Raw genomic sequence first — 19,409 nt, 5'->3', positions numbered from 1 at the left:
TCCTGACGGCTTTTGAGACCAGTCAGAGCAAGGATTTGTCGTTGTGCAAGAAAGATTTAGCCGGCGTCGTAGCGTGGCGTAGAAAGCGCGGTAAATAGGACTGTCTTACAATCCGATATCCCTCTTCGGCGGCTTTCAGGCGGCAAGAAGTTTGGGCTCGATGGCCAACACGCGGCGTATTCTATCCAGCCCATTGCTGATCCCAAAGACGCTGTTACCACCGGAGATATACTTGTGTGGTAAAGTCGTGTGACGCGGTTCGGTTCACGCTGCTCCCTTCGGGTCCGTCCGCGTCAGTCGGCGGCTTCCTTATATCCATGGGACGTGCCTATAAGCACTGCCCTGCGGATGCTTGCCCCCTTGTCCGCCGATGCTGCAAGCGTGCGCAGGCCAGTCAGCGCCGCCGCCGCCGAAAGCTCGAGATAGTGACCGTGGTGCGCGAGGAGTTGTCGGTCGTCGAGCACATCGCTCTCTGCGACCGAGATCGCCGTTCCACCGCTGCGCGTCACAGCCAGCCAAGACTGGTAGGTGGCGGTAGCACCGCCGATCGACGCCAGAAGCGATTTGCCGGGGAAGTGGGAGCGGACATCCTTGCCGGCAAGGACGCATTCCAGCCGGGGAAACGGCTCCACAGCGACGAGCTTCGGCATCGCCCGCAGCTTCCCGGCCTCCATCGCCTCCGCAAGCCCGCGATAGATGCCCCAGAGCAGGTCACCCCGCGCCGTCGGAACGAAGATCGCATCGGCAACCGATACGGCCTGGTTCTCGGCCAGTTCGTAGCCGAGCGTCTTGTAGCCTTCGACACCGTAGGGGTCGCTGCCGACCGGCGGCACAAGATAATTGGTCGCTGAAAGACAACCTTCCTCGCGGACCTTACGCCTGACAATTTCCCAACGTTCGAGACTGTCTTCCACATAGACAATACTGGCCCCTGTCATCTCGATGGCGCGGCGCCATGGCGCGCTGATGGCCGGCGTCGTCACGATGGTGCAGGGCAACCCAGCAGCCGCGGCATAGGCTGCGATAGAACAGCCTGCATTGCCACTCGACGCGGCGATGACGGATGGCACGTTCCTGTCCTTCGCCCTGGCAACGAACTGGGCGCTCATGCGATCCTTGTGCGATCCCGTCGGGTTCGCGCTTTCCAGCTTGATGGAAAGTGCCTCGAGGCCGCACTGCGCGGCAAGACGCGGCAGGTCGACAAGGGGGGTGTCACCCTCGCCAAGGCTGGTGAACACCTTGTAGGGTAGCCAGTTTCCGAAACGCTCCATTCGCCGGCCGAAATGCTCCTCGAACGGCGAGGGCATGGCTTCGTCGTAGACGGGGACCACGCTCGCCGGATGGGATTCCGCCAAACATTTCGGGCAGCCTTCCTGAAAATCTCCGACCGGATAGAGCGTCGAACAGCGGATGCACCGGAAGCTGGCGAGATGAGGATTGATCGTCTGCATATCTTATTCTTTCGTAGCGGATATCCGCGCTGCCGACGACCTGCGGCGCAGTCTTGCGACGACAGATGGAAGGACAAGGATCAACGCGGCGGTCGCGAGGAACAGCGCGCTGAGCGGGCTCACCAGGAAGGCGCTGACCTGCCCATGCGCAATGATGAGTCCTTGCATGAGGCTTTCCTCGAACAGTCGCCCAAGCACGAAGGCGAGCAATAGCGGTGCTGCATCGAAACCCGACTTCCGCAACCCGTAGCCAAGCGCGCCGAACACGAACATGGCACCGACGTCAAACATGTTGTTGTTGAGGCTGTAGGCTCCGATCACGCAGAAGAAGAGGATCAGCACCGACATCACAGGCCGGGGCACCCGCAGCAGCGACACGAACAGCCCGACGAGCGGCACGTTGAGGACCACGAGAATTGCGTTGCCGACGAACATGCTGGCGACGACACCCCAGAACATTTCCGGGTGGTCGGTTATCAGCCTCGGCCCTGGTGTGACACCCGCCATGAGCAGCGCGCCCATGATAACACCGATGGTGGCATTGGCCGGTATACCCAGGCACAGAAGTGGAACGAAGCTTGCTTGTGCGCCGGCATTGTTTGCCGATTCCGGGCCGGCCACGCCGGCAATTGCACCTTTTCCGAACTCCTCGGGATTACGGGAAAGCCTGCGCTCCAGCATGTAACTCGCAAAGCTGGCTATCAGCGCGCCCCCGCCCGGCAGAAGGCCCAGGAAGAAGCCGAGGACGCTGCCCCGCACGACGGGGGCGGCGGATTCACGCGTTTCCTGCCAGTTCGGAAACAGGTCCCGCAAACGCTGGGGCGTCGGCATCGCCTTTACATCGCTATCCTTTTCCTCGGCCATCAGCAGCACCTCGCTGATGCCGAACAGGCCCATCGCAAGAATAGCTATGTTGAAGCCGTCGCGCAGCGGGGCAACGTCGAAGACGAACCGTTCGTCGCCCGAGACGAGATCGACCCCGACCGTCGCCATCAGCAGGCCGAGACCTATCATGGCAAGCGCGCGTATGCGCGAGCCCTCTCCCACGCCCAGCACGAGAGCGAAGCCGAGGATGAGCAGCGACGTCTTCTCGATGGGGCCAAAGGCGAGCGCCAGTTGAGCAGTCGACGGACCGATCAGGGCAATGCCCAGCGTGGCGACGATGCCGGCGAAGAAGCTGCCCAGCGCCGCGATGGTCAGCGCGGAGCCCGCGCGCCCCTTGCGCGCCAGTTGGTAGCCGTCAATACAGGTAATGACGCTCGCGGCCTCCCCGGGTATCTTCACGAGTATCGATGTGATCGACCCGCCATACATGGCACCGTAATAGATACCCGACAGCAGGATGATGGCGCTGGTCTTGTCGAGATAGACCGAGATCGGTAGGAGCAGGCTGATGGTCGCCGTTGGTCCGAGACCGGGCAGCACGCCGACGGCCGTGCCAACGATGCAGCCGGCCAGTGCGATCAGCAGGTTGAGCGGCGTTACCGCTTCCCCGAAGCCTAGGGCGAGATTGGCTACGACATCCATAGGGTGCTCCAAATCGACCCGTGGGGAAGCGGCACCCCCAGCAATTTCTGGAAGACGATCCAGTTGCTGACGCTCACCACCGCCGCGACCGCCAGTGCCCGTGGCAGAGGCAGCCACTCCACGAAGCGCAGAAGCGCTACCGCCACAACGAACAGGGCCGGCAGGAGACCGAAGAGGGCGGTCAGCGGCAACACTGCGACGAAACCGGCGAAATAGGCGAGCGACGGGCGCGAGACTTCTGTTTTCGGATGGGGCGCTTCCACGACCGCCACCCACAGAGATGCGCACAGTACGATTGCGCAGCCCACCAACGGCATCAGGCCGGATGCGGGCATACCGAAAGACCAGATATCGTAGTGCAAAAGGGAGTAGATCATCGCGCCGGCAGACGCGATGACCAACGTGACAATACCTGCCATTCTCTAGAGCCCGAGTTCTTTGATAGCCTGGCCGAGCGTGGTGTACGCCTCCCTGGCCCGCTCCGTGAACTCTTCGCTGTTCCAGTGGAGCCGAACGCCCTTTACGACCTTCAGGTAGTTCACAAAATCATCGGTCTGCTGCAATTCGACCACAAGGTCGTTCCAGTAGGCCACGACCTCCTGTGACAGTCCCGCCGGCCCAGCGAGGCCGTATGTCGCCTCAACGGCGATAGGCTGTCCCATTTCGCCGAAGGTAGGAACGTCAGGATAAATGTCGACCTTCTCCGAGCCGGTGAAGGCGAGCAATCTGACTTCCCCCGCATCCAGTTGAGGGCCGTAGTCGGACGAGACAGAAGCCTCGATATGGCCGCCGAGCAGCGCCGTCATCGCTTCGGAACCGCCCTTGAACGGCACGAAGGTCGCCTGCGCGCCTGCCTTCCGGAAGGCCGCCTCCGTAGCGAAATGGGCGGCCCCGCGCACGGCCGCCGTGCCCCAGCGGAACTTGGATGGATTGTCGACGGCGAACTTCACCGCATCCTCCCAGGTGGCGAAGCGGCTGTCGGCCTTCACGTAGAACGCGATCGGCACGAAGACGTGCGCGGTCACATAGGTGAAGCTGGACATTGGATCGTAGGGCACCTTCTGCAGATGCGGCGTCGTCCCGTAGGGGCTGACCGAATAGAGCCCGAGCGTGGTGCCGTCAGGCGTTGCGTCTGCGACCTGAGTCGTGCCGATCGTGGCACCCGCGCCGGGACGAAAATCGACCGCCGTGACATCGCCTTTCTTGTTGCTGGCGAAATCCGAAATCACGCGCGCCGACAGGTCTCCCGCACCGCCAGCCGCGAACGGCACAACGATCGTCGTCGGACGAACAGGATAGGATTGGGCGAATGACATCCGGGGAAAGCCTAGAACACCGGCCATCCCCAGCCCCGCATGCATGAATCTGCGCCTGCTGATTTTCATTTTATTTGTTCCTATTATCGAAACAGTGTTGCGATAATGTATTGTATTCAGCCGAAAAATCTGTTGTCAATGGGTTCGCCGCTGGAATCCGGACAGTGCATGCCTGGTTTGTCCGTGCCCGCGGCCAGACCAAAACCATAACAGGAACGACCGAATGTCTCTTGGCGATACGACACTGGTAACCCGCCTCAGAACCCTGGCGGACGAAAGGCTCACGCGGGTCCGGCGCAAGATGGAGGCGGAAGGATTCGACCTGCTTGTGGTCGCCAGCCCGGAAAACGTGCTCTACACCACGGGCTATGAAAGCATGGGGGCGACGATTAATCGTCGGTACGACTATGCGGCGCTGGTTACCCGCGACGCCGTTCTGCTCGTCGTGCCGGCCGCGGACTTTGCCCCGGCCATCGATGCCGGGCTCGTGCCCGAAAACATCTTCCCGTTCGGAAAATTCTTCTTCAGCGGCTCAACGCCCTCGGCTCATACCGCGATCCGCCATGCCTCGTTCATGGAAGCCTTCGAAGCCGCAATACGGTGTGTCAACGCCAGCAGGACCGTGGCTGAGAAGGGCTATCTCCCCCGAGAGGCAATCGACCTTCTTGTCCGCAGCGGCGGCGATATCGCCGACGCGACATCCTGGATGTTCGGCGTGCGGGCGGTGAAGCTGCCTTTCGAGGTCGAGTTGCTGCGCTATGCCACTGAGATAACGGAGCAAGCGATCGATGCGGGCATTGACGCCGCGCGCGTGGGAATGACAGACAAGGAAGTCGCTTCGTTTGTGGCATCGCAGATGTCGCTCGGCGGCGGGTTGCCGCGAAATGTCACGGTGGTAGGCGGCGAGCGCAGCGCCCTTGCTGACGCGATGAGTTCGGAGCGGCCGCTGCAACGAGGTGACCTGCTGCGGTTCGACGTCGGTTGCAGCTACTACGGCTATAAGTCGGACATGGCACGCACGGCAGTCATCGGCAAACCCTCGCCCTTGCAGAGCCAGCGCTATACCGCTCTTCTCGAAGGGCTTTTTGTCGCCATCGACACGATGCGGCCAGGAACGCCTGCACGCGACGTGTTCGAAGCCGGCGTAACGGCAGTTGAAGATCGCGGTTTGAGGCCATTCCGCCGCCAGCATATCGGACATGCGATCGGCATGGCAGTCTATGAGGCACCGGTCATCACGCCGGAAAGCGAGGATATTCTTACCGCCGGCACTACTTTTTGCCTCGAAACCCCTTACTACGAGCCGGGTTGGGGTGGAATGATGGTGGAGGATACCGGACTCCTTACCAAAGAAGGTTTCCAGTTGTTCTCTTCAACCGACAGAACGCTTCGCATAGTCGCAGACTGATGCGTCATTCAAACAAGTCCCTGACATGCATTGGAATAGGTGAATAGTGGAGAAGGCGAAATCGGTGGCGGGAAGCCAATCGCTCCAGCGTGGGCTGGAGATACTGGAGATCCTCGACAAATCGACGACGCCTCTCGGCGTTCGGGAAATCGCGAGACAACTCGACCTGAACGCTACCATCGTGCAACGCCTCATCAACACGCTCGCGCAATACAGCTTCGTCATGCAGGACGGTGAGACCCGGCGCTACTCCATCGGTTACAGGGCCTTCGGCCTTGGCTGGAGCCTCACCAAGAAGGACAGGCTTATCTCGGTGGTCAAACCCGAACTGGACCTGCTGGCGTCGCAACACCTCTTGAATGGTTATCTCGGCGTGCTGCGCGGTTCACGAGCGGTCTATATCCTCTCCACGCAGAGCGAAGGACCGATCGTCATTCGCAGCGTCCCGGGCTCTGAAACCTATCTTCACAGCACGGCGCTCGGAAAAGTCCTGCTTGCCGGATTGCCCGATGCGGAAGCCTATAGCCTCCTGACTCGGGAGGAACTCGTGCAGGTGACGCCCAGGACGAAGACGAACGTTACGGAACTGATGGAGGAGCTGAAGGATATCCGCATCAAGGGCTACGCAATGGTTCACGGCGAGAATATCCAGGGCGTCATATCCATCGGAGCACCGATCCGGGATGCCTCCGACAAAATCGTCGCGGCGCTTAGCACCGCATTCGCCGAATGGTCCGCGCCCGAATTCGATGTTGCCCACATCACCACGCTGGTGAAGGAAACCGCCCGCAAGATTTCCAGATCCATAGGTAACCACAACGAGTTCCCTTAAAGGACGCCATCATATCATGTTTCGTCAATGGCGTTTCGCTATGTCGGTGGACTGAGCGTGTCTGGTGGCACCCAATTACTTCCGGAGAGCCGCGCCAATCAACCACAACCGCCACCGTCTCCGTCGAGTGGCTGATTTCGGAAGCGGGGGAGCGCTGCGGCTCGACAATCACAATAACCGCTCTCGGGAAACAGGCGACGTGAATTGGATGACCGAAATGAGAGCGCAAAGCCATAATTGCCGCGAGACCGCCTCTGGATTTGGCACGGTCGAGCCCAGAACGGCTTACTTGAGGTTGATAGCTGCCAGTTCTGTTTGATCGAATCAGAACTATGCTAGCCCTACACACCGGACCAAGATTAAACAACTAGAAGCCGATCCCTCGTCCTCTGCCGAGACCCAGCCCGTGAGTGAGTGCGAGTTCCCTGCCGAGGCTGCGGCCTGATTCGAACGCGATGCCGAGTTCGCGCTTGCGGCCTGCGAGCAGGGATTCCATCTGCGGATCGCGTTCGAGGCCTTTGGCCATGTCACCCATCTTTGAACGCGTTGCCTTGTAGCCGGACATATCGCCGGCCTGATATTGGCGCTGGCTGGTTTGGTCGAGCTTCCGCCAGCGTTCCACGAAACGGTCGGCACATCGCTGCCGATCGGTACGGATTTCGGTTTCAAGTTGGAGGGCGCGAATGGCGCGAATGGCGCGATTGACTTTGCCCGATCCGGCCTCTCGGGCAAGGCTCTCGTCCTTGGCGTAAGCGGCTTCGGCATCCCGCCAGCCATGGGGCCGCACATGATCGAACGCCCTGCGGGCCTCGACCAGTTCATCCCATTGTGCGGGGCTTGCCTTGCGGCCGGCATCGTCCGCGCTGAAGATCACATCGACGGCGTGGGCATGGCGGATGAGCGCCCGCGTGCGTGCGGTTCGCAGCGCTTTCTCGGGGTCTTCCGCAATCTCTCTTTCCGCTGTGCTCGCATCGCGGCTCGCTTCGACACCCGCACTTTCCCTTTCCGGTCGCTCTTTTGTGTCCCGGCCAGTTGTCGGGCACTCTCCGGGCAGGTTCCGGCTGTCGAATATGATGTGCTGCCGTTCCAGCCCCGTCTTTAGCTCGATTTCGGCAATGTGTGTGTTCACCTCGATCCCACGCCGCTCGGCATAGCTTTGGGCTGGATCGATCTGCCGTTCGTAATCTGACGCCATGTCCTTGGCCCGGTCGCGCGAGAGCGTTTGGGTGAGACGGTCCTGATTGGCAAAATCGTCACGGCCATAATGCAGGTCCATACCGTCACGATGCCGCGACAGGGCCACATAGCTGCCATGGGCATCCATGCCCGGTGTTGCCAGCACATGGGTGCGGTCCACCGTCATGCCTTGAGCCTTGTGAATCGTCGCGGCATAGCCATGGTCGATGCGGTCGTAATCTTTCAGGTCGAACTGAACCGATCGGCCATCATCGGTGCTCACGGTCATGCTTTGCACGTTGACCTGCTCGATCACGCCGAGCGTGCCGTTCTTCACGCCAAGTTCGCGCTCGTTCTGCAGGAACATGACGCGATCTCCGCTGGCAAAGCTGCGCTCACCGCGCTCTACTGTCAGGCGCACATCCTCTCCGAGATTGCCGGCGTCCCGCATCCGCTCTCTTGCGCCCTCGTTGAGTTCCCGCACCTCGGCATTGGTATGTGTGAGGATGATGCGGCTGGCATCCGGCGATGCCTCCCGGTCGCGGTCCCAGCGGTCGATGAGTTCGTCTCGTGCCTGCTCACGCGTTTGAGCTTCATGCACCATATCGTGGCTGTCATAGGCATGGATGGCCTCTCGTGTCCTGCCGGTCGCCAGATCGCGCGTGGCGTCGCGCTGCCAGTCCTCGCGCTGGCGGCGTACGGTTTCGATTTCGACACCGCCATGACGCTCATGGATCGAGCGAAAGGCAGCACCAGCCTCGATCGATTGCAACTGTTGCGGATCACCGACCAGCACGACCTTGGCGCCGGCATCGGCGGCATGGGACAGCACGCGCTCCAACTGGCGCGTGCCGACCATGCCGGCCTCGTCGATCACCAGGACATCGCGGGCAGTGAGCATATCGCGGCCGTTCTCCCAGCCATGTTCCATGCTGGCGATGGTGCGCGAGGAGATTCCTGATCCGCTTTCGAGATTTTCCGCCGCTATGCCGGAAAGGGCTGCACCGCGAACCTCAAAGCCTGCCGCCTCCCAAGCCTCGCGCGCCACGCCGAGCATGGCGCTCTTTCCCGTTCCGGCATAACCGACAACGATGCCGAGATCGCGTCCGTCCGTGACATGCGAAAGCGCATCGGCTTGCTCGCTGGACAGGGCAAGGCCGCGCTGTTCGGCACGCATTGCTTCTCTTTCCGTTTCCATTGTTCACGATACCGAGTTTGTAAACTGCTTCCGGCCAAGTGAACCAGGCCAGATGTGCCGGAAGGGTGATATCATATTGTTTCCCGAGGCCGGACAAGGCGCCTGAGGGTGGGCGCCGGCCGCCGGGATAACCCTCCGACGGCTCGAAAGCCCTACACAATCCGTTCTCTTTTCCGCAGTGGCGGATGCAAATTTTTCGCGTAATCCCGTGTGCGATTGATGTTCAAGCGCGCGCACCACAACTCACTATCTCGTTCCAGGTCAACCTTGGAAGACGTTCACGGAGAAGAATAAGTTGACGAAATCTGAGAGCCACCCGACGCAACGTCGAGCATATATCGCGGATACACTCGCCTTAATTGTATCGCGCATAACTTATGAGGTGAGCTACGGAAATCTGTCGCGATTCAGCCGAGAATATAAACAGATATTTGGCACCGCGCCCATGTCTGATCTGCGACGATGAATTCTGCTCTGCGGCCCCACAGAATTGAGGAGAGAGCCATATCCGTTTGGCGTTCCGCTTTCAGCGACACAGCTTTTCAAGAACGCGGCCTATCGATTCGCTTCCCGAGATGCCATCAAGTCTTCAGACACGGCTTGGAAGCAAGACTTCCAGCAAGCCTGCAAACTCGAATTTCAGCAAACGGGAAGACCGAATTCTCTCGCCGTACATCCCAAGTAGTTCTCCCCAACGCCGCAACAGGAATACGGCGAGAGTTATTCTCGCCAAACCGGCCCGCATTTGATTAAGCTAAGGGACATATCGATGCCTCGTATCTTAAGTCTGGACCTGCCGCTTAGCCGCCGCGATGCTCTGGCCTCGGCAGCGGCCGTTGCTGCAACTTTCACATTTTGGCCGAGCATCGTGCGCGGCGACGAATCCGCCGCGACCAAACTATCAGAAGGAGAACTCACCATGGGCTTTGTCACGACCGACGATAACGTTCAGATTTTCTACAAAGATTGGGGCCCCAAGGACGCCCAGCCCATTGTATTTCACCATGGCTGGCCGCTCAGTTCCGACGACTGGGATGCGCAGATGCTGTTCTTCCTGTCGAAGGGATACCGCGTCGTCGCGCATGACCGGCGCGGGCACGGCCGTTCGGAGCAGGTTGCCGAAGGTCACGACATCGACCATTACGCAGCCGACGCTTTTGCCGTATCCAAAGCCCTGGATCTACGCAACGCGGTTCATGTTGGCCATTCCACCGGCGGCGGCGAAGTCGCACGATATGTGGCGCGGCACGGCGAGCCGGCCGGCCGTGTGGCCAAGGCCGTTCTGGTCGCCGCCATCCCACCGCTGATGCTGAAGACCGACAGCAACCCCGAGGGCACACCGATCGAGGTCTTTGACAGTTTCCGGTCAGCGCTTGCAAGCAACCGTGCCCAATTCTTCCGGGACGTTCCGACCGGTCCGTTCTATGGGTTCAATCGCGAGGGTTCGACGGTCCATGAAGGCGTGATCCAGAACTGGTGGCGGCAGGGCATGATGGGCAGCGCAAAGGCGCATTATGATGGCATCAAGGCCTTTTCGGAAACCGACCAGACAGAGGACCTGAAGGCAATCACCGTACCGACGCTGGTGCTACACGGCGAAGACGACCAAGTCGTTCCGATTACAGCGTCGGCTTCGAAGGCGGTCAAACTGCTCAAGAATGGCGCGTTGAAGACCTATCCCGGTTATTCGCATGGCATGTTAACGGTCAACGCAGATGTTCTGAACGAGGATATCCTGGCTTTCATCGCCAAATAGCAGCCTCCATCAATTCGGACCACCGCGTCATCCAACCGTCGCGCGGTGGTCCAGCAGGTTGCTGTGTCACAACGGTATCGCCTTGAGGCGGGGAGCAATACACAGAGCCGGCGTGAAACCCCTCCGCGACCGCGCGATAGCGAACAAATGACCGCTGAGTTCATTTTCAAGCCTATGCGGAAAGCTCGAAGAATTCCTATCGACCCGTCTCGCGCTCGGTTCCAACCTTTAGGAGACAGTCCATGACCATTTACAAATTCGCCATTGCCGACGCGGTGTTTGAACGCTCGCCGGGACAGGAAGGTGACATCTTCACCGGCAACCTGCTCGACCAGCGCCACGGCGGGCCAGTCACCATTGGGTTCGGGCGCTACGGCCCAGACCAGGTTCTCGAGGAGACCATGGCCGTACACGACACGATGATTGTCTTGGAAGGAAGCATAACTGTCTGCGACGCGCATGGATCGCTGACAGCGGGGCCTGGCGAAATCATTGCAATGCAGAAAGGCGACAAGGTGACCATCCGTTCTCATGAGACGGGTGCCATGACCGCCTACGTGACATATCCTCATTGGCAGCAGCCAGAACCCTGACCATCGGGCTCAGCATGATGTGGCCGACCGATCCTGAAGACTTACCGTTGCGTCTGTCAGCGTGGGCCATCTGCGTTGGGTCGGGCAGCTGCATGCCAGACCACTTGTGAATCGGAGTGCCCGCATGAGGAACAAACAGAACCTCTTCCCCGTGGAGGGTGTGCGCGTCGGCGAACGGATCATTCCTGTTCCAGCGTCCATCAGTCCCGAAGCGCAGGCCATGCTGCGCGCTGCCGTCCAAGATGATAGCACACCATTCACGCGCTTTACCCGATACCGGCACCAGATGATCGGGCAGCTTGGCGTCAGCTGCAGGACGCAGCCGAGGCCCATTACGCCGCTGCTCTCAATGCAGCAACGAATGAGACAATCATCGAGATCGAGATCGAGACGCGCCGCCTGGGCACAGCAACTGTCCATGTCGCGTTACCAGAAAGTCCGCGGCTCAGAGATTGCGTCTTCATCGACCTGCATGGCGGCGCGCTCGTATTCGGCGGTGGCGATGCCTGCCGTGAGAGCGCACGGCTGCAGGCAAACCGGCTCGGGATGATCTGCTACGGTATCGACTACCGGATGCCACCGGACCACCCCTATCCCGCAGCGCTCGACGACTGCCTGGCGGTGTATCGGCACGTGATCGATCACTATGGGGCCGATCGCGTCGTACTTGGCGGTCGCTCGGCCGGTGGCAATCTTGCCCTCGCCACCATCCTGCGGGCACGCGATGAAGGCCTGCCGTTTCCGGCAGGCGTCGTATTGCTGTCCCCGGAGCTGGATCTGACGGAGTCGGGTGACAGCTTTCAAACCAACCGCACCATCGATGTCGTGCTTCCCAATCCCCTGATGTCAAACAATCTGCTCTATGCGGACGGAGCGGTCCTGTCGCATCCGTATTTATTCCCGCTGTTCGGAGAGATGTCGGCCGCGTTTCCGCCGATATTCGTGCAGAGCGGAACGCGTGACCTGTTCCTATCCAATGCGGTTCGGCTCCATCGCAAGTTGCGACGCGTGGGAGCCCCGGTCGAACTTCATGTGTTCGAGGCGATGCCGCATGGAGGATTTTCAGGATCTCCGGAAGATATGGAGCTCGCCGCGGAAGTAACCCGTTTTGTTACCGAATGTCTCCCGTCAAGCGTTCGCTGACAATCCAAACCTTGCCTCGATGGATCGAAACGGTGGTCTGTTGGGGACGAACCAACAGCGACATGATTTGGAGGCGCCCCTCAATGCGGGCTTGTTTCGGTCGCAACCGGATGATAGCACTGACAGCATGAACACATGCCTCGCCAATGCCACGATGATGATGCCACGCTCCACCTAGCGTGGCGGATTTTGTGCGCTTGTAATGCACCTTAGACCGCCCTTGAGGCGGTTTTTCATTGGTCGATCCGCCTTGAGGGACATGCAACCTTCACAGGGATATCCCAATGAACAGCACGAAAACTTACATCACCACCTCGATTCCATACGTCAATGCCGCGCCGCATGTTGGTTTTGCGCTCGAACTCGTGCAGGCCGATGCTTATGCCCGCCATTCCCGACTTCTGGGCAAAGACGTCAGATTTCAGTGCGGTACGGATGACAACAGTCTCAAAAACGTTCGCGCCGCGGAAGCAGCAGGACGTCCGGTGGCCGAGTTCGTGGGAGAGAACGCAGACCGCTTCGAACAGCTCGGCAGGCAGCTCCAAATTTCGAACGATGCATTCGTTCGCACATCCATGGATACGAGACATATTGCGCCAGGAATGGCGACCTCTATCGAAAAAGCTATGAGGGCTTTTATTGCGTTGGCTGTGAGCAGTTCTACGAACTCACGGATCTGGACGACGGAAGATGCCCGGAGCACGGTATCCCGCTTGAGATCGTGAGGGAGGAAAACTGGTTCTTTCGCCTGTCTCGATATAGCGAGCGCCTTCAACATCTGATCGAGACAAACGAGATCGAGGTCGTTCCGGTTCACCGGCGTAACGAAATACTCGCCCTGCTTCGACGAGGGCTCGAGGACATCAGCGTGTCGCGCAGTGCTGAACGCGCGCGCGGCTGGGGCGTGCCCGTGCCGGAGAGCGACGAAGTTATCTATGTCTGGTTTGATGCTCTCGCGAACTATCTCACAGGGCTCGGTTACGGTTCCGACGAAAGCCTGTTCCAGCGATATTGGTCGCAGCAAGGCGAACGCATCCATTTTGTAGGCAAGGGAATTTCCAAGTTTCACGCGATTTACTGGCCAGCAATACTCCTGTCTGCCGGAGTGCCGCTCCCGTCTTCGATCTTCGTGCATGGCTATCTGACCCTGGACGGTCGAAAAATCGGAAAGTCGGCCGGCAACGGCGTCGATCCCGAGGTCTTCGTGCAGGACTATAAGACCCCTGACGCATTGCGCTATTACCTGCTACGCCACATCCGTTCCGCTGATGATGGGGATTTCTCTGAAGAACGGCTTGAGGCCGCATGGTCTGGAGAACTCGGCGGGCAGTTGGGAAACCTTGTCAATCGGGTTCTCACGTTGCTTGCATCCTCCTTTTCAGCAATTACACCATCGGTTCCGGACAGCGCTCTTGTCCGCGAAGCAACCATCCTTCCCGAAAAAGTCTTCCATTCGTTTGACAGATACGAGCTCCATATCGGCTTAACAGAAATCTTTTCCTACCTGGGGTCCGCGAACAGAGAGTTCACGCGAAAAGCTCCCTGGTCTGATGCCAAAGCCTTGGCAGGAAAACTCGACAGAGTGGAACGACGAATAATTTCCGATCGCCTCGGGGCTACACTGGCAGAACAGGTGTATGGTCTCGCCACCGTCGCTCGCTGTTTGCTCCCGTTCTTGCCTGAATCCGCTTCCAGGCTGCACGCGATGCTCGGAATACCCGGCCCGGCGCAGTATGATTTTCGAATATCCATTACCGGAATGAAGACATCATCTGGAGAAATCCTCTTCCCGCGGCAGACGGCGGTGCGAATGAAGTGATGATTTTTGGCGCCAGCGCTTGCAATAGCGCAGGCGTGCCCATCAACGGCTGAAACCGCTCCACGACAGCTCGTTGGAGCGGTTCCGCTATAGTCTGATCATTCACGCTTCACATCTTCAATGCACGCAGCAAGCTTTCCAAATTTCTCTCACCCTCCTTAGTCTGTGCTCCTGCTTTCAATCCGCTGCGGATGAGCTTTTCGGCGGCGGGGCGCTCGAACAATCCTGCCCAGGCCTCATGCTCGCGCTTAAAGCCATCCCGCAGATCTTCAGGAAGCAACGCCCTCTTGGCCGCGGCGATAACGCCTTCGGGCAAGGCGGCGATGTTGCGCGCCAGCCGATCGACGAAACCGTCGAGCTCCGAAGCCGGCAGCGCCCGGTTGATCCAACCATAGCTCTCCGCCGTCGTCGCATCGACGAGATCGGCGCCGAGGATCACTTCAAGAGCCCGGCCTCGCGTCATCCGACTGGACAGATACTGGGTAGCCCCCCCGCCCGGCGTGATGCCCATCAACGCCTCGCATTGGGCAAGCCCTGCCCGACCCTCGGCGGCAAATGCCATGTCAGCTGCCGCGACGAACTCCGCTCCGCCGCCGCGCGCCAGCCCGACGAGCTTGACGATCGTCGCCTGCGGCTGCTCCCGCAGGAGCTCGCCGAACGCCTGGAACGGGTTGAGGCCTTCCGGAGCCTCACGGGCAATCTCGTCGAAGGCGTGCGGCTCATCGATCAATGTCATGTCGACATGGGCAATGAAGAACTCCGGGTCCGCGCTCTGGAAAACCAGCACGCGTGTGTCCGGATCATTGCGAACGGAAAGGAGAAAGCTGCGGATTTCGCTCATCAACGGAACATCGAGAACGTTTACCGGCGGGTTGTCGATCGTGATCGTGGCTATACCGTCTGCCCGGGAAATCCGTAGCCGTTTGGAATCTCTGTCTGTCATACGTAAAGTCTCTGTTCTTCGGGAAATTCTGGCGCTGGCGTTTCGCGCCATTGACCTTAAAGTATTCATCGGATACCTACCGTCAATTACGCACCTGAAGCATCCCAGGGATGCCTGAGGATACCGATGGATGAACCGATCAGTGAAAATGACCCCGTCTACCGTGCGGACTGCCCGAGCCGGGTGATCCTCGACCAGATCGCTGACAAGTGGTCGATGATGGTGCTGGCCGTGTTAAGCGAGCCCCGTCGCTTCAATGCGATCAAGCGTCGCCTCGATGGCGTGACCCAGCGGGTGCTGACACAGACGCTTCGAAAGCTGGAGCGCAATGGCATGCTGACGCGCAGGATCCTTGATGGGCGTGTGCTCGGGGTTGAATATGCCTTGACACCCCTCGGCAGGTCGCTGCAGGGGCCGTTCGCGATCCTGTTCGACTGGACCGTCGAGAACATCGAAGTGATTCAGGGCTGCCAGCGCCGCTATGACGCGTCACTTGGCCCTATGTAATGATTGAGGTTGCGGCTGCTCCCCGGCCTCAATCACCCCTGAGCGACGGCGAGTAGTCGGGTGCCGCGATTCATGATGCGGGCGCCGATCGACGGAAACCGCTTTGAGGCCGAGATTAAATGCCTCGTGCAGCATTGATGCGCAAGGAAGCCGGCCAAGCCATAGAAGTTGTTTCTCTCTCTCAGCTTATCCAGAGGATAAGTGAGATGATCTACGCTTGCGGCCAGCTCCCCTGCTTTGCACCTGTTGATTTTGGTTTTCCCGCTTTAGGGCAGAGACTTACCAATTGCTGAGCGTAGCACTTTGGCGCAGTGGATCGTAGTTTTGGGCTATTGTGGGATAGTGTAGCGTAGTTATTGGTTGCGGGGCTCGCAACCACTTCTGTCATAACTTCTCCGACACGTTGATTTGGCCCGGAGCTGGCAAAGTCGAGGATACCCATAGGTTCGCCGCGCAGCTCGGCGTGAACCTCACCGCGTTTCTCGCCCGGCGTGAGGATGATTTCCCCGATGAGGGAGCGCAGAGCTTCGGCCGCTTCCCGGCCGCCGTCCGGATCATTGAGCGCTTCCGTGAAAGTAACGACGCGAAGCCTGTAGATGTTGGCGACGTTCGGATGCACGTCCGGGACACCGCAAGGCGCGGCGGCCAAGCGTGCAGCGATTTCCGTCTTCTGTCGCTCAAGTTCCTCCATGCGCGTCTTCATGGACGGCTGGTACATGCCGTCCTCGATTGCCGCGATGACGCCGGCAATGGCGCGATCGATCTTCGCAAGCGCCTTGCGGTCTGCCTCTCCCTGGGCGCGCCCCTCACGGTTGAGGCGGTTGATCTCCAGCGCATAAGCACGAACTGCTTCTTCGATGGCGTTGGCCGAGATCAGCTTGTTCTTGAGGCCAGCGAGAACCCGGTCCTCGATTTTCTCGCGCGTGATGGTGCGGTTATTGTCGCATGTGCCGCGCCGGTGGTGGTTAAGGCAGCCATAGCGCTGCGGCAGGATAAGCCCATAGGGGCGGCCATGGCTGATGAGATAGACGATAAACCCCTGGCGCAACTCGTCGGTGATCCCCGCGTTGGCCAGCAAATCCCTGATATCGAAAAGGTCGCGCGGGTGCTGCCGGTCAAGGGCCGCCTGATCTTACCCCGCATATAAATCCGCAAACGAAACGACCTGGATCTCCGCGAAGCCGAACTCATCTTCTACGGCTGCCGACACGGACCTTATTTCCGGGGTAAAAACACAGCCACGCAGAACGGGCGTGACTTCGATCTTGATCTGCGTGCGGTTCCTGTCCTGAACGACAAGGCGCGTAAGGCTGCCGTCATTCTGACGGCTTTCAAAGACGCGCACGCCTGCGACTGCGTCTTCGATCCGTTTCTTGATATGCAGGAGCGCAGCCTCGATGGCAGCCAGTGATTCATCGCGCCCAGAATGGTATTCGCGCCATCACGATAGCCCCCCAGTGTATCATAGAAGTTGCAATAGCCATCGACTTTCGGAAATCTTAGGTGGCCGGCTGAACACCTGAAATGCGCTGCCACGAACTCTGGAGGCCAACGAGTACGTTCTGCAAGCGGACAGCAAATGTATGCAGCGCCTATGCCTAGAACAGTCACGCAAGCTCCTCGTTCTGGAGCAAGGCGCGCGGAGCGGCACCCGTCGTCGATTGTCATGTATCGCCCACGTGTCAGTTACCTCTTGAACACATTCGTAGCGAGGCATGCGGGCATGTGTGATCGGCAAGGTTGAAAATTCGTTACCCGCTCTCCGAGAAGTTGATTGAAGCACGAGACACTCAAAGATCAAGAATATCAGAAATGACATTCGATTTTCGTGAGGCCACTATGAATCTATCGGTCGCGATGCCTGAATTGGCTGCTGATCTTTGAAGTCTACTTATCGGATTATCCCAAAACAAAGACGGAATATTTCGACAAAATATTTGGTGTAGCCGCCTGTGACAGGTATCTCGCCCACATGTTTCTCCGACATGAAATCCTGCAGCAAGCGCTCACGGGGCCTCCGGCCTCAACGTAGGTTGTAGAGCATGATATTTAGTCAACAAATGGTTGACTTTTGTCACCAACCGGTCCCACCTTCCGTCGCGGCAGCCTGAGCCGTGCATCGAGAGGCCGGTCATGGAAGCGCTTATCCCAATCGTGATTCAGCTTATCGCCGGTGGTGCCGGTGGCAACATTATAGGCAGTCTGGCGAAGGGCGTCAGTCTTGGAACAACCGGAAACAGTGTTGCCGGCGGTGTCGGCGGCATACTGGGTGGTCTGTTGTTAGCCCTTCTCGGACTGGGCAGCGGTGCCGGGATTCCCGAGTCGGTGGCAGCCACGTCCGGTCTGGATCTGAGCTCAATCATAGGAAGTGTTGCAGGTGGAGGCGTCGGCGGTGCCGTTCTGACTGCCATCGCGGGGGCAGTGAAGAACGCTGTAGCCAAGGGCTGATTTAGCCGACGGCGAGGGTTCTTGGCTGAAAGAAGAGCTTTCGCCGTTCGAATGCTTAAGCGGTAATACAATCGGATTGGTGATTCAGATTTTGAAATCGATCAGCCTATTGGCGACGGCGATAGTCGCGTGACGGGTAATATATTGATTGAGGATGACCGATCCATAAACCGGATTGGATGGAATGTTGAGGATAAGCCGCGCGGCTCTCTACGAGCTTGTTTGGTCAAAACCGATGACTGAGATCGCACTGGAATATGGCCTTCGCGATCTTCACATAGCTAAGGCCTGCGATTTGCATAAGGTTGCGAGGCCTCACGGGGGGCACTGGCAGAAACTCGAACATGGCAAGCCGGTCGAGAAATTGGCCCTTGTCAACGACACCTTCACCGCCGATCACATGGTCACGATAGACTCTACTGCCTGGATGACGAGACGGAAATCCTCCTCCTCAAAGCTATGCCCGACCCGTGACCGCTTCGAGGACCGAAGACAGCCGTTGTGATTGGGGCCGTCTAGCGTTGAACTGTGCATTGCTGCCGGGCAGATTCTGTCGCCTGGCATTGCCGCGTAAGATCGCAGAAATCTACCGCCAACGTCGCAAAGATTGACGTCGGTTGCCACATGCGTAAAAAATGATGATGCGTCTGGGGCGGAGGGACAACCTCATGATGCATGAACAATGGCAAAAGCAAACAGGATCAATCCGCCCAATCACGCTCTTGACGATCCACAATACCAGACACACTGTCAATTTGCGTTGGAGCCTTCAGTGACCAAGTTGCTGGAAATGGCAACTGCCGCAGGATGGGATGCCGCGCAGGTCGCTTATGCAATCATGATGCTCGCAGCAACCAATCTAAAATCTCCCGACAAGGTTCCGGATCAACCGTGAACTACCAGTCCCGCTACGATTGGACGGGTGCGAGAATGCGCCGACGCAAGCGCATAAAAATGCTCGCAGGATTTTTGATAGCGATCGCGGCTGTCGGGACCATTATACTGGTTGGTTCGTGGCTGTGAGGAAAGGCGTTGTGCGCAGACCGTGTCGAGCGAAGATAATCTAAAACTCTTGCAGGCCCTGCACCTAATTGAAACCGCATATGGTTAGCGTTTCCATCATCGCTGCGGCATGGTCCGGGATATCAACTGCACCTTCGATGAGACAATGCCCATTTCTCTTCCCACCACTCAGATGCGCGTGCTAAGGCACGTATCTCTTGGCCGGAGCTCGAAGATCTATTGCTCCTTCCGGATCGGGAAGAAACTCCGGTCCCACAACCCTTACCTTG

The 19,409-nt window shown here is 58.8% G+C and carries 14 protein-coding genes and 3 pseudogenes; 9 read left to right on the top strand and 8 right to left on the bottom strand.

Translation table 11 applies throughout. From position 1 onward, the window contains the following. Nucleotides 1–293: 293 nt before the first annotated feature. The 4 genes from BM413_RS24440 to BM413_RS24425 are packed head-to-tail and all read right to left on the bottom strand — an operon-like array spanning nucleotide 294 to nucleotide 4,294. A complete protein-coding gene (locus tag BM413_RS24440; protein WP_091917468.1) occupies nucleotides 294–1,451 on the bottom strand; it encodes a threonine synthase in 1,158 nt (385 codons plus the stop codon). Between the two features lie 3 nt (nucleotides 1,452–1,454). After that, nucleotides 1,455–2,978, bottom strand: coding sequence for a tripartite tricarboxylate transporter permease (locus tag BM413_RS24435; protein WP_091917467.1), 1,524 nt, complete (start codon nucleotides 2,976–2,978; stop codon nucleotides 1,455–1,457). Continuing rightward, entirely contained in the window at nucleotides 2,966–3,397 is a 432-nt protein-coding gene (locus BM413_RS24430) for a tripartite tricarboxylate transporter TctB family protein (RefSeq protein WP_091917466.1), read from the bottom strand. Before BM413_RS24430 ends, BM413_RS24435 begins: the two co-directional genes overlap by 13 nt. Before the next feature lie 3 nt (nucleotides 3,398–3,400). Further along, a complete protein-coding gene (locus BM413_RS24425; RefSeq protein WP_175544423.1) occupies nucleotides 3,401–4,294 on the bottom strand; it encodes a Bug family tripartite tricarboxylate transporter substrate binding protein in 894 nt (297 codons plus the stop codon). A 223-nt stretch (nucleotides 4,295–4,517) separates the two neighbouring features. Here BM413_RS24425 and BM413_RS24420 point away from each other — a divergent pair, with 223 nt between their 5' ends. Together BM413_RS24420 and BM413_RS24415 are read left to right on the top strand one after the other, a co-directional pair. Then, nucleotides 4,518–5,702, top strand: coding sequence for a M24 family metallopeptidase (locus tag BM413_RS24420; RefSeq protein ID WP_091917464.1), 1,185 nt, complete (start codon nucleotides 4,518–4,520; stop codon nucleotides 5,700–5,702). A gap of 64 nt (nucleotides 5,703–5,766) precedes the next feature. Beyond that, entirely contained in the window at nucleotides 5,767–6,534 is a 768-nt protein-coding gene (locus BM413_RS24415) for an IclR family transcriptional regulator (protein WP_091917533.1), read from the top strand. A 367-nt stretch (nucleotides 6,535–6,901) separates the two neighbouring features. On the opposite strand, the pseudogene BM413_RS24410 reads toward BM413_RS24415, so the two are convergent. After that, nucleotides 6,902–8,899, bottom strand: a pseudogene (locus BM413_RS24410) (AAA family ATPase); the annotation flags it as partial. Nucleotides 8,900–9,827: 928 nt separating this feature from the next. Between BM413_RS24410 and BM413_RS24405 the strand changes: the two are divergent. From BM413_RS24405 to metG, 4 genes and pseudogenes are all read left to right on the top strand, one after another. Next, nucleotides 9,828–10,664: an alpha/beta fold hydrolase gene (locus BM413_RS24405; protein ID WP_348272933.1), complete on the top strand. Its 837-nt coding sequence runs from the start codon at nucleotides 9,828–9,830 to the stop codon at nucleotides 10,662–10,664. Nucleotides 10,665–10,906: 242 nt separating this feature from the next. Continuing rightward, on the top strand, nucleotides 10,907–11,257 hold the full coding sequence (locus tag BM413_RS24400) for an ethanolamine utilization protein (RefSeq protein WP_091917461.1): 351 nt from the start codon (nucleotides 10,907–10,909) through the stop codon (nucleotides 11,255–11,257). Between the two features lie 399 nt (nucleotides 11,258–11,656). Beyond that, nucleotides 11,657–12,400, top strand: a complete 744-nt coding sequence (locus BM413_RS24395; RefSeq protein WP_244538017.1) for an alpha/beta hydrolase — start codon at nucleotides 11,657–11,659, stop codon at nucleotides 12,398–12,400. A 284-nt stretch (nucleotides 12,401–12,684) separates the two neighbouring features. Beyond that, a pseudogene (gene metG, locus BM413_RS24390) lies at nucleotides 12,685–14,219 on the top strand (methionine--tRNA ligase). 109 nt (nucleotides 14,220–14,328) lie between these two features. Here metG and BM413_RS24385 read toward each other — a convergent pair. Beyond that, on the bottom strand, nucleotides 14,329–15,162 hold the full coding sequence (locus BM413_RS24385) for an enoyl-CoA hydratase/isomerase family protein (RefSeq protein WP_091917460.1): 834 nt from the start codon (nucleotides 15,160–15,162) through the stop codon (nucleotides 14,329–14,331). Nucleotides 15,163–15,288: 126 nt separating this feature from the next. Here BM413_RS24385 and BM413_RS24380 point away from each other — a divergent pair, with 126 nt between their 5' ends. Next, nucleotides 15,289–15,669, top strand: a complete 381-nt coding sequence (locus BM413_RS24380; RefSeq protein WP_210188968.1) for a winged helix-turn-helix transcriptional regulator — start codon at nucleotides 15,289–15,291, stop codon at nucleotides 15,667–15,669. Nucleotides 15,670–15,880: 211 nt separating this feature from the next. On the opposite strand, the gene BM413_RS24375 is transcribed toward BM413_RS24380, so the two are convergent. Both BM413_RS24375 and BM413_RS33735 read right to left on the bottom strand, forming a co-directional pair. Continuing rightward, nucleotides 15,881–16,747, bottom strand: coding sequence for a zinc ribbon domain-containing protein (locus BM413_RS24375; protein WP_244538005.1), 867 nt, complete (start codon nucleotides 16,745–16,747; stop codon nucleotides 15,881–15,883). Nucleotides 16,748–16,801: 54 nt separating this feature from the next. After that, a pseudogene (locus BM413_RS33735) lies at nucleotides 16,802–17,080 on the bottom strand (nucleotidyl transferase AbiEii/AbiGii toxin family protein); the annotation flags it as partial. A gap of 722 nt (nucleotides 17,081–17,802) precedes the next feature. Between BM413_RS33735 and BM413_RS24370 the strand changes: the two are divergent. Both BM413_RS24370 and BM413_RS34050 read left to right on the top strand, forming a co-directional pair. Next, nucleotides 17,803–18,117 (top strand): hypothetical protein, encoded by a 315-nt coding sequence (locus BM413_RS24370; RefSeq protein WP_091917459.1) that lies wholly within the window; start codon nucleotides 17,803–17,805, stop codon nucleotides 18,115–18,117. 772 nt (nucleotides 18,118–18,889) lie between these two features. Further along, the gene (locus tag BM413_RS34050; RefSeq protein WP_280141855.1) at nucleotides 18,890–19,012 is read left to right on the top strand and encodes a hypothetical protein; all 123 of its coding nucleotides are present in this window, start codon (nucleotides 18,890–18,892) and stop codon (nucleotides 19,010–19,012) included. Nucleotides 19,013–19,409: the final 397 nt, after the last annotated feature.

Origin of the sequence: Mesorhizobium sp. YR577, from assembly GCF_900116595.1 — a bacterium.
In the GTDB taxonomy this organism is placed as follows: Bacteria; Pseudomonadota; Alphaproteobacteria; order Rhizobiales; family Rhizobiaceae; genus Mesorhizobium_M.
The sequence above is the reverse complement of the archived record's forward strand: the minus strand, read 5'-3'. Positions and strand labels throughout refer to the sequence as shown.

Bases quoted from the DNA above. Each gene is read 5' to 3' on its own strand.
- BM413_RS24380 (WP_210188968.1), top strand. From the start codon at position 15,289: ATGGATGAACCGATCAGTGAAAATGACCCCGTCTACCGTGCGGACTGC.
- BM413_RS24370 (WP_091917459.1), top strand. From the start codon at position 17,803: ATGGAAGCGCTTATCCCAATCGTGATTCAGCTTATCGCCGGTGGTGCC.
- BM413_RS24385 (WP_091917460.1), bottom strand. From the start codon at position 15,162: ATGACAGACAGAGATTCCAAACGGCTACGGATTTCCCGGGCAGACGGT.
- BM413_RS24430 (WP_091917466.1), bottom strand. From the start codon at position 3,397: ATGGCAGGTATTGTCACGTTGGTCATCGCGTCTGCCGGCGCGATGATC.
- BM413_RS24420 (WP_091917464.1), top strand. From the start codon at position 4,518: ATGTCTCTTGGCGATACGACACTGGTAACCCGCCTCAGAACCCTGGCG.
- BM413_RS24440 (WP_091917468.1), bottom strand. From the start codon at position 1,451: ATGCAGACGATCAATCCTCATCTCGCCAGCTTCCGGTGCATCCGCTGT.
- BM413_RS24425 (WP_175544423.1), bottom strand. From the start codon at position 4,294: ATGTCATTCGCCCAATCCTATCCTGTTCGTCCGACGACGATCGTTGTG.
- BM413_RS24435 (WP_091917467.1), bottom strand. From the start codon at position 2,978: ATGGATGTCGTAGCCAATCTCGCCCTAGGCTTCGGGGAAGCGGTAACG.
- BM413_RS24400 (WP_091917461.1), top strand. From the start codon at position 10,907: ATGACCATTTACAAATTCGCCATTGCCGACGCGGTGTTTGAACGCTCG.
- BM413_RS24405 (WP_348272933.1), top strand. From the start codon at position 9,828: ATGGGCTTTGTCACGACCGACGATAACGTTCAGATTTTCTACAAAGAT.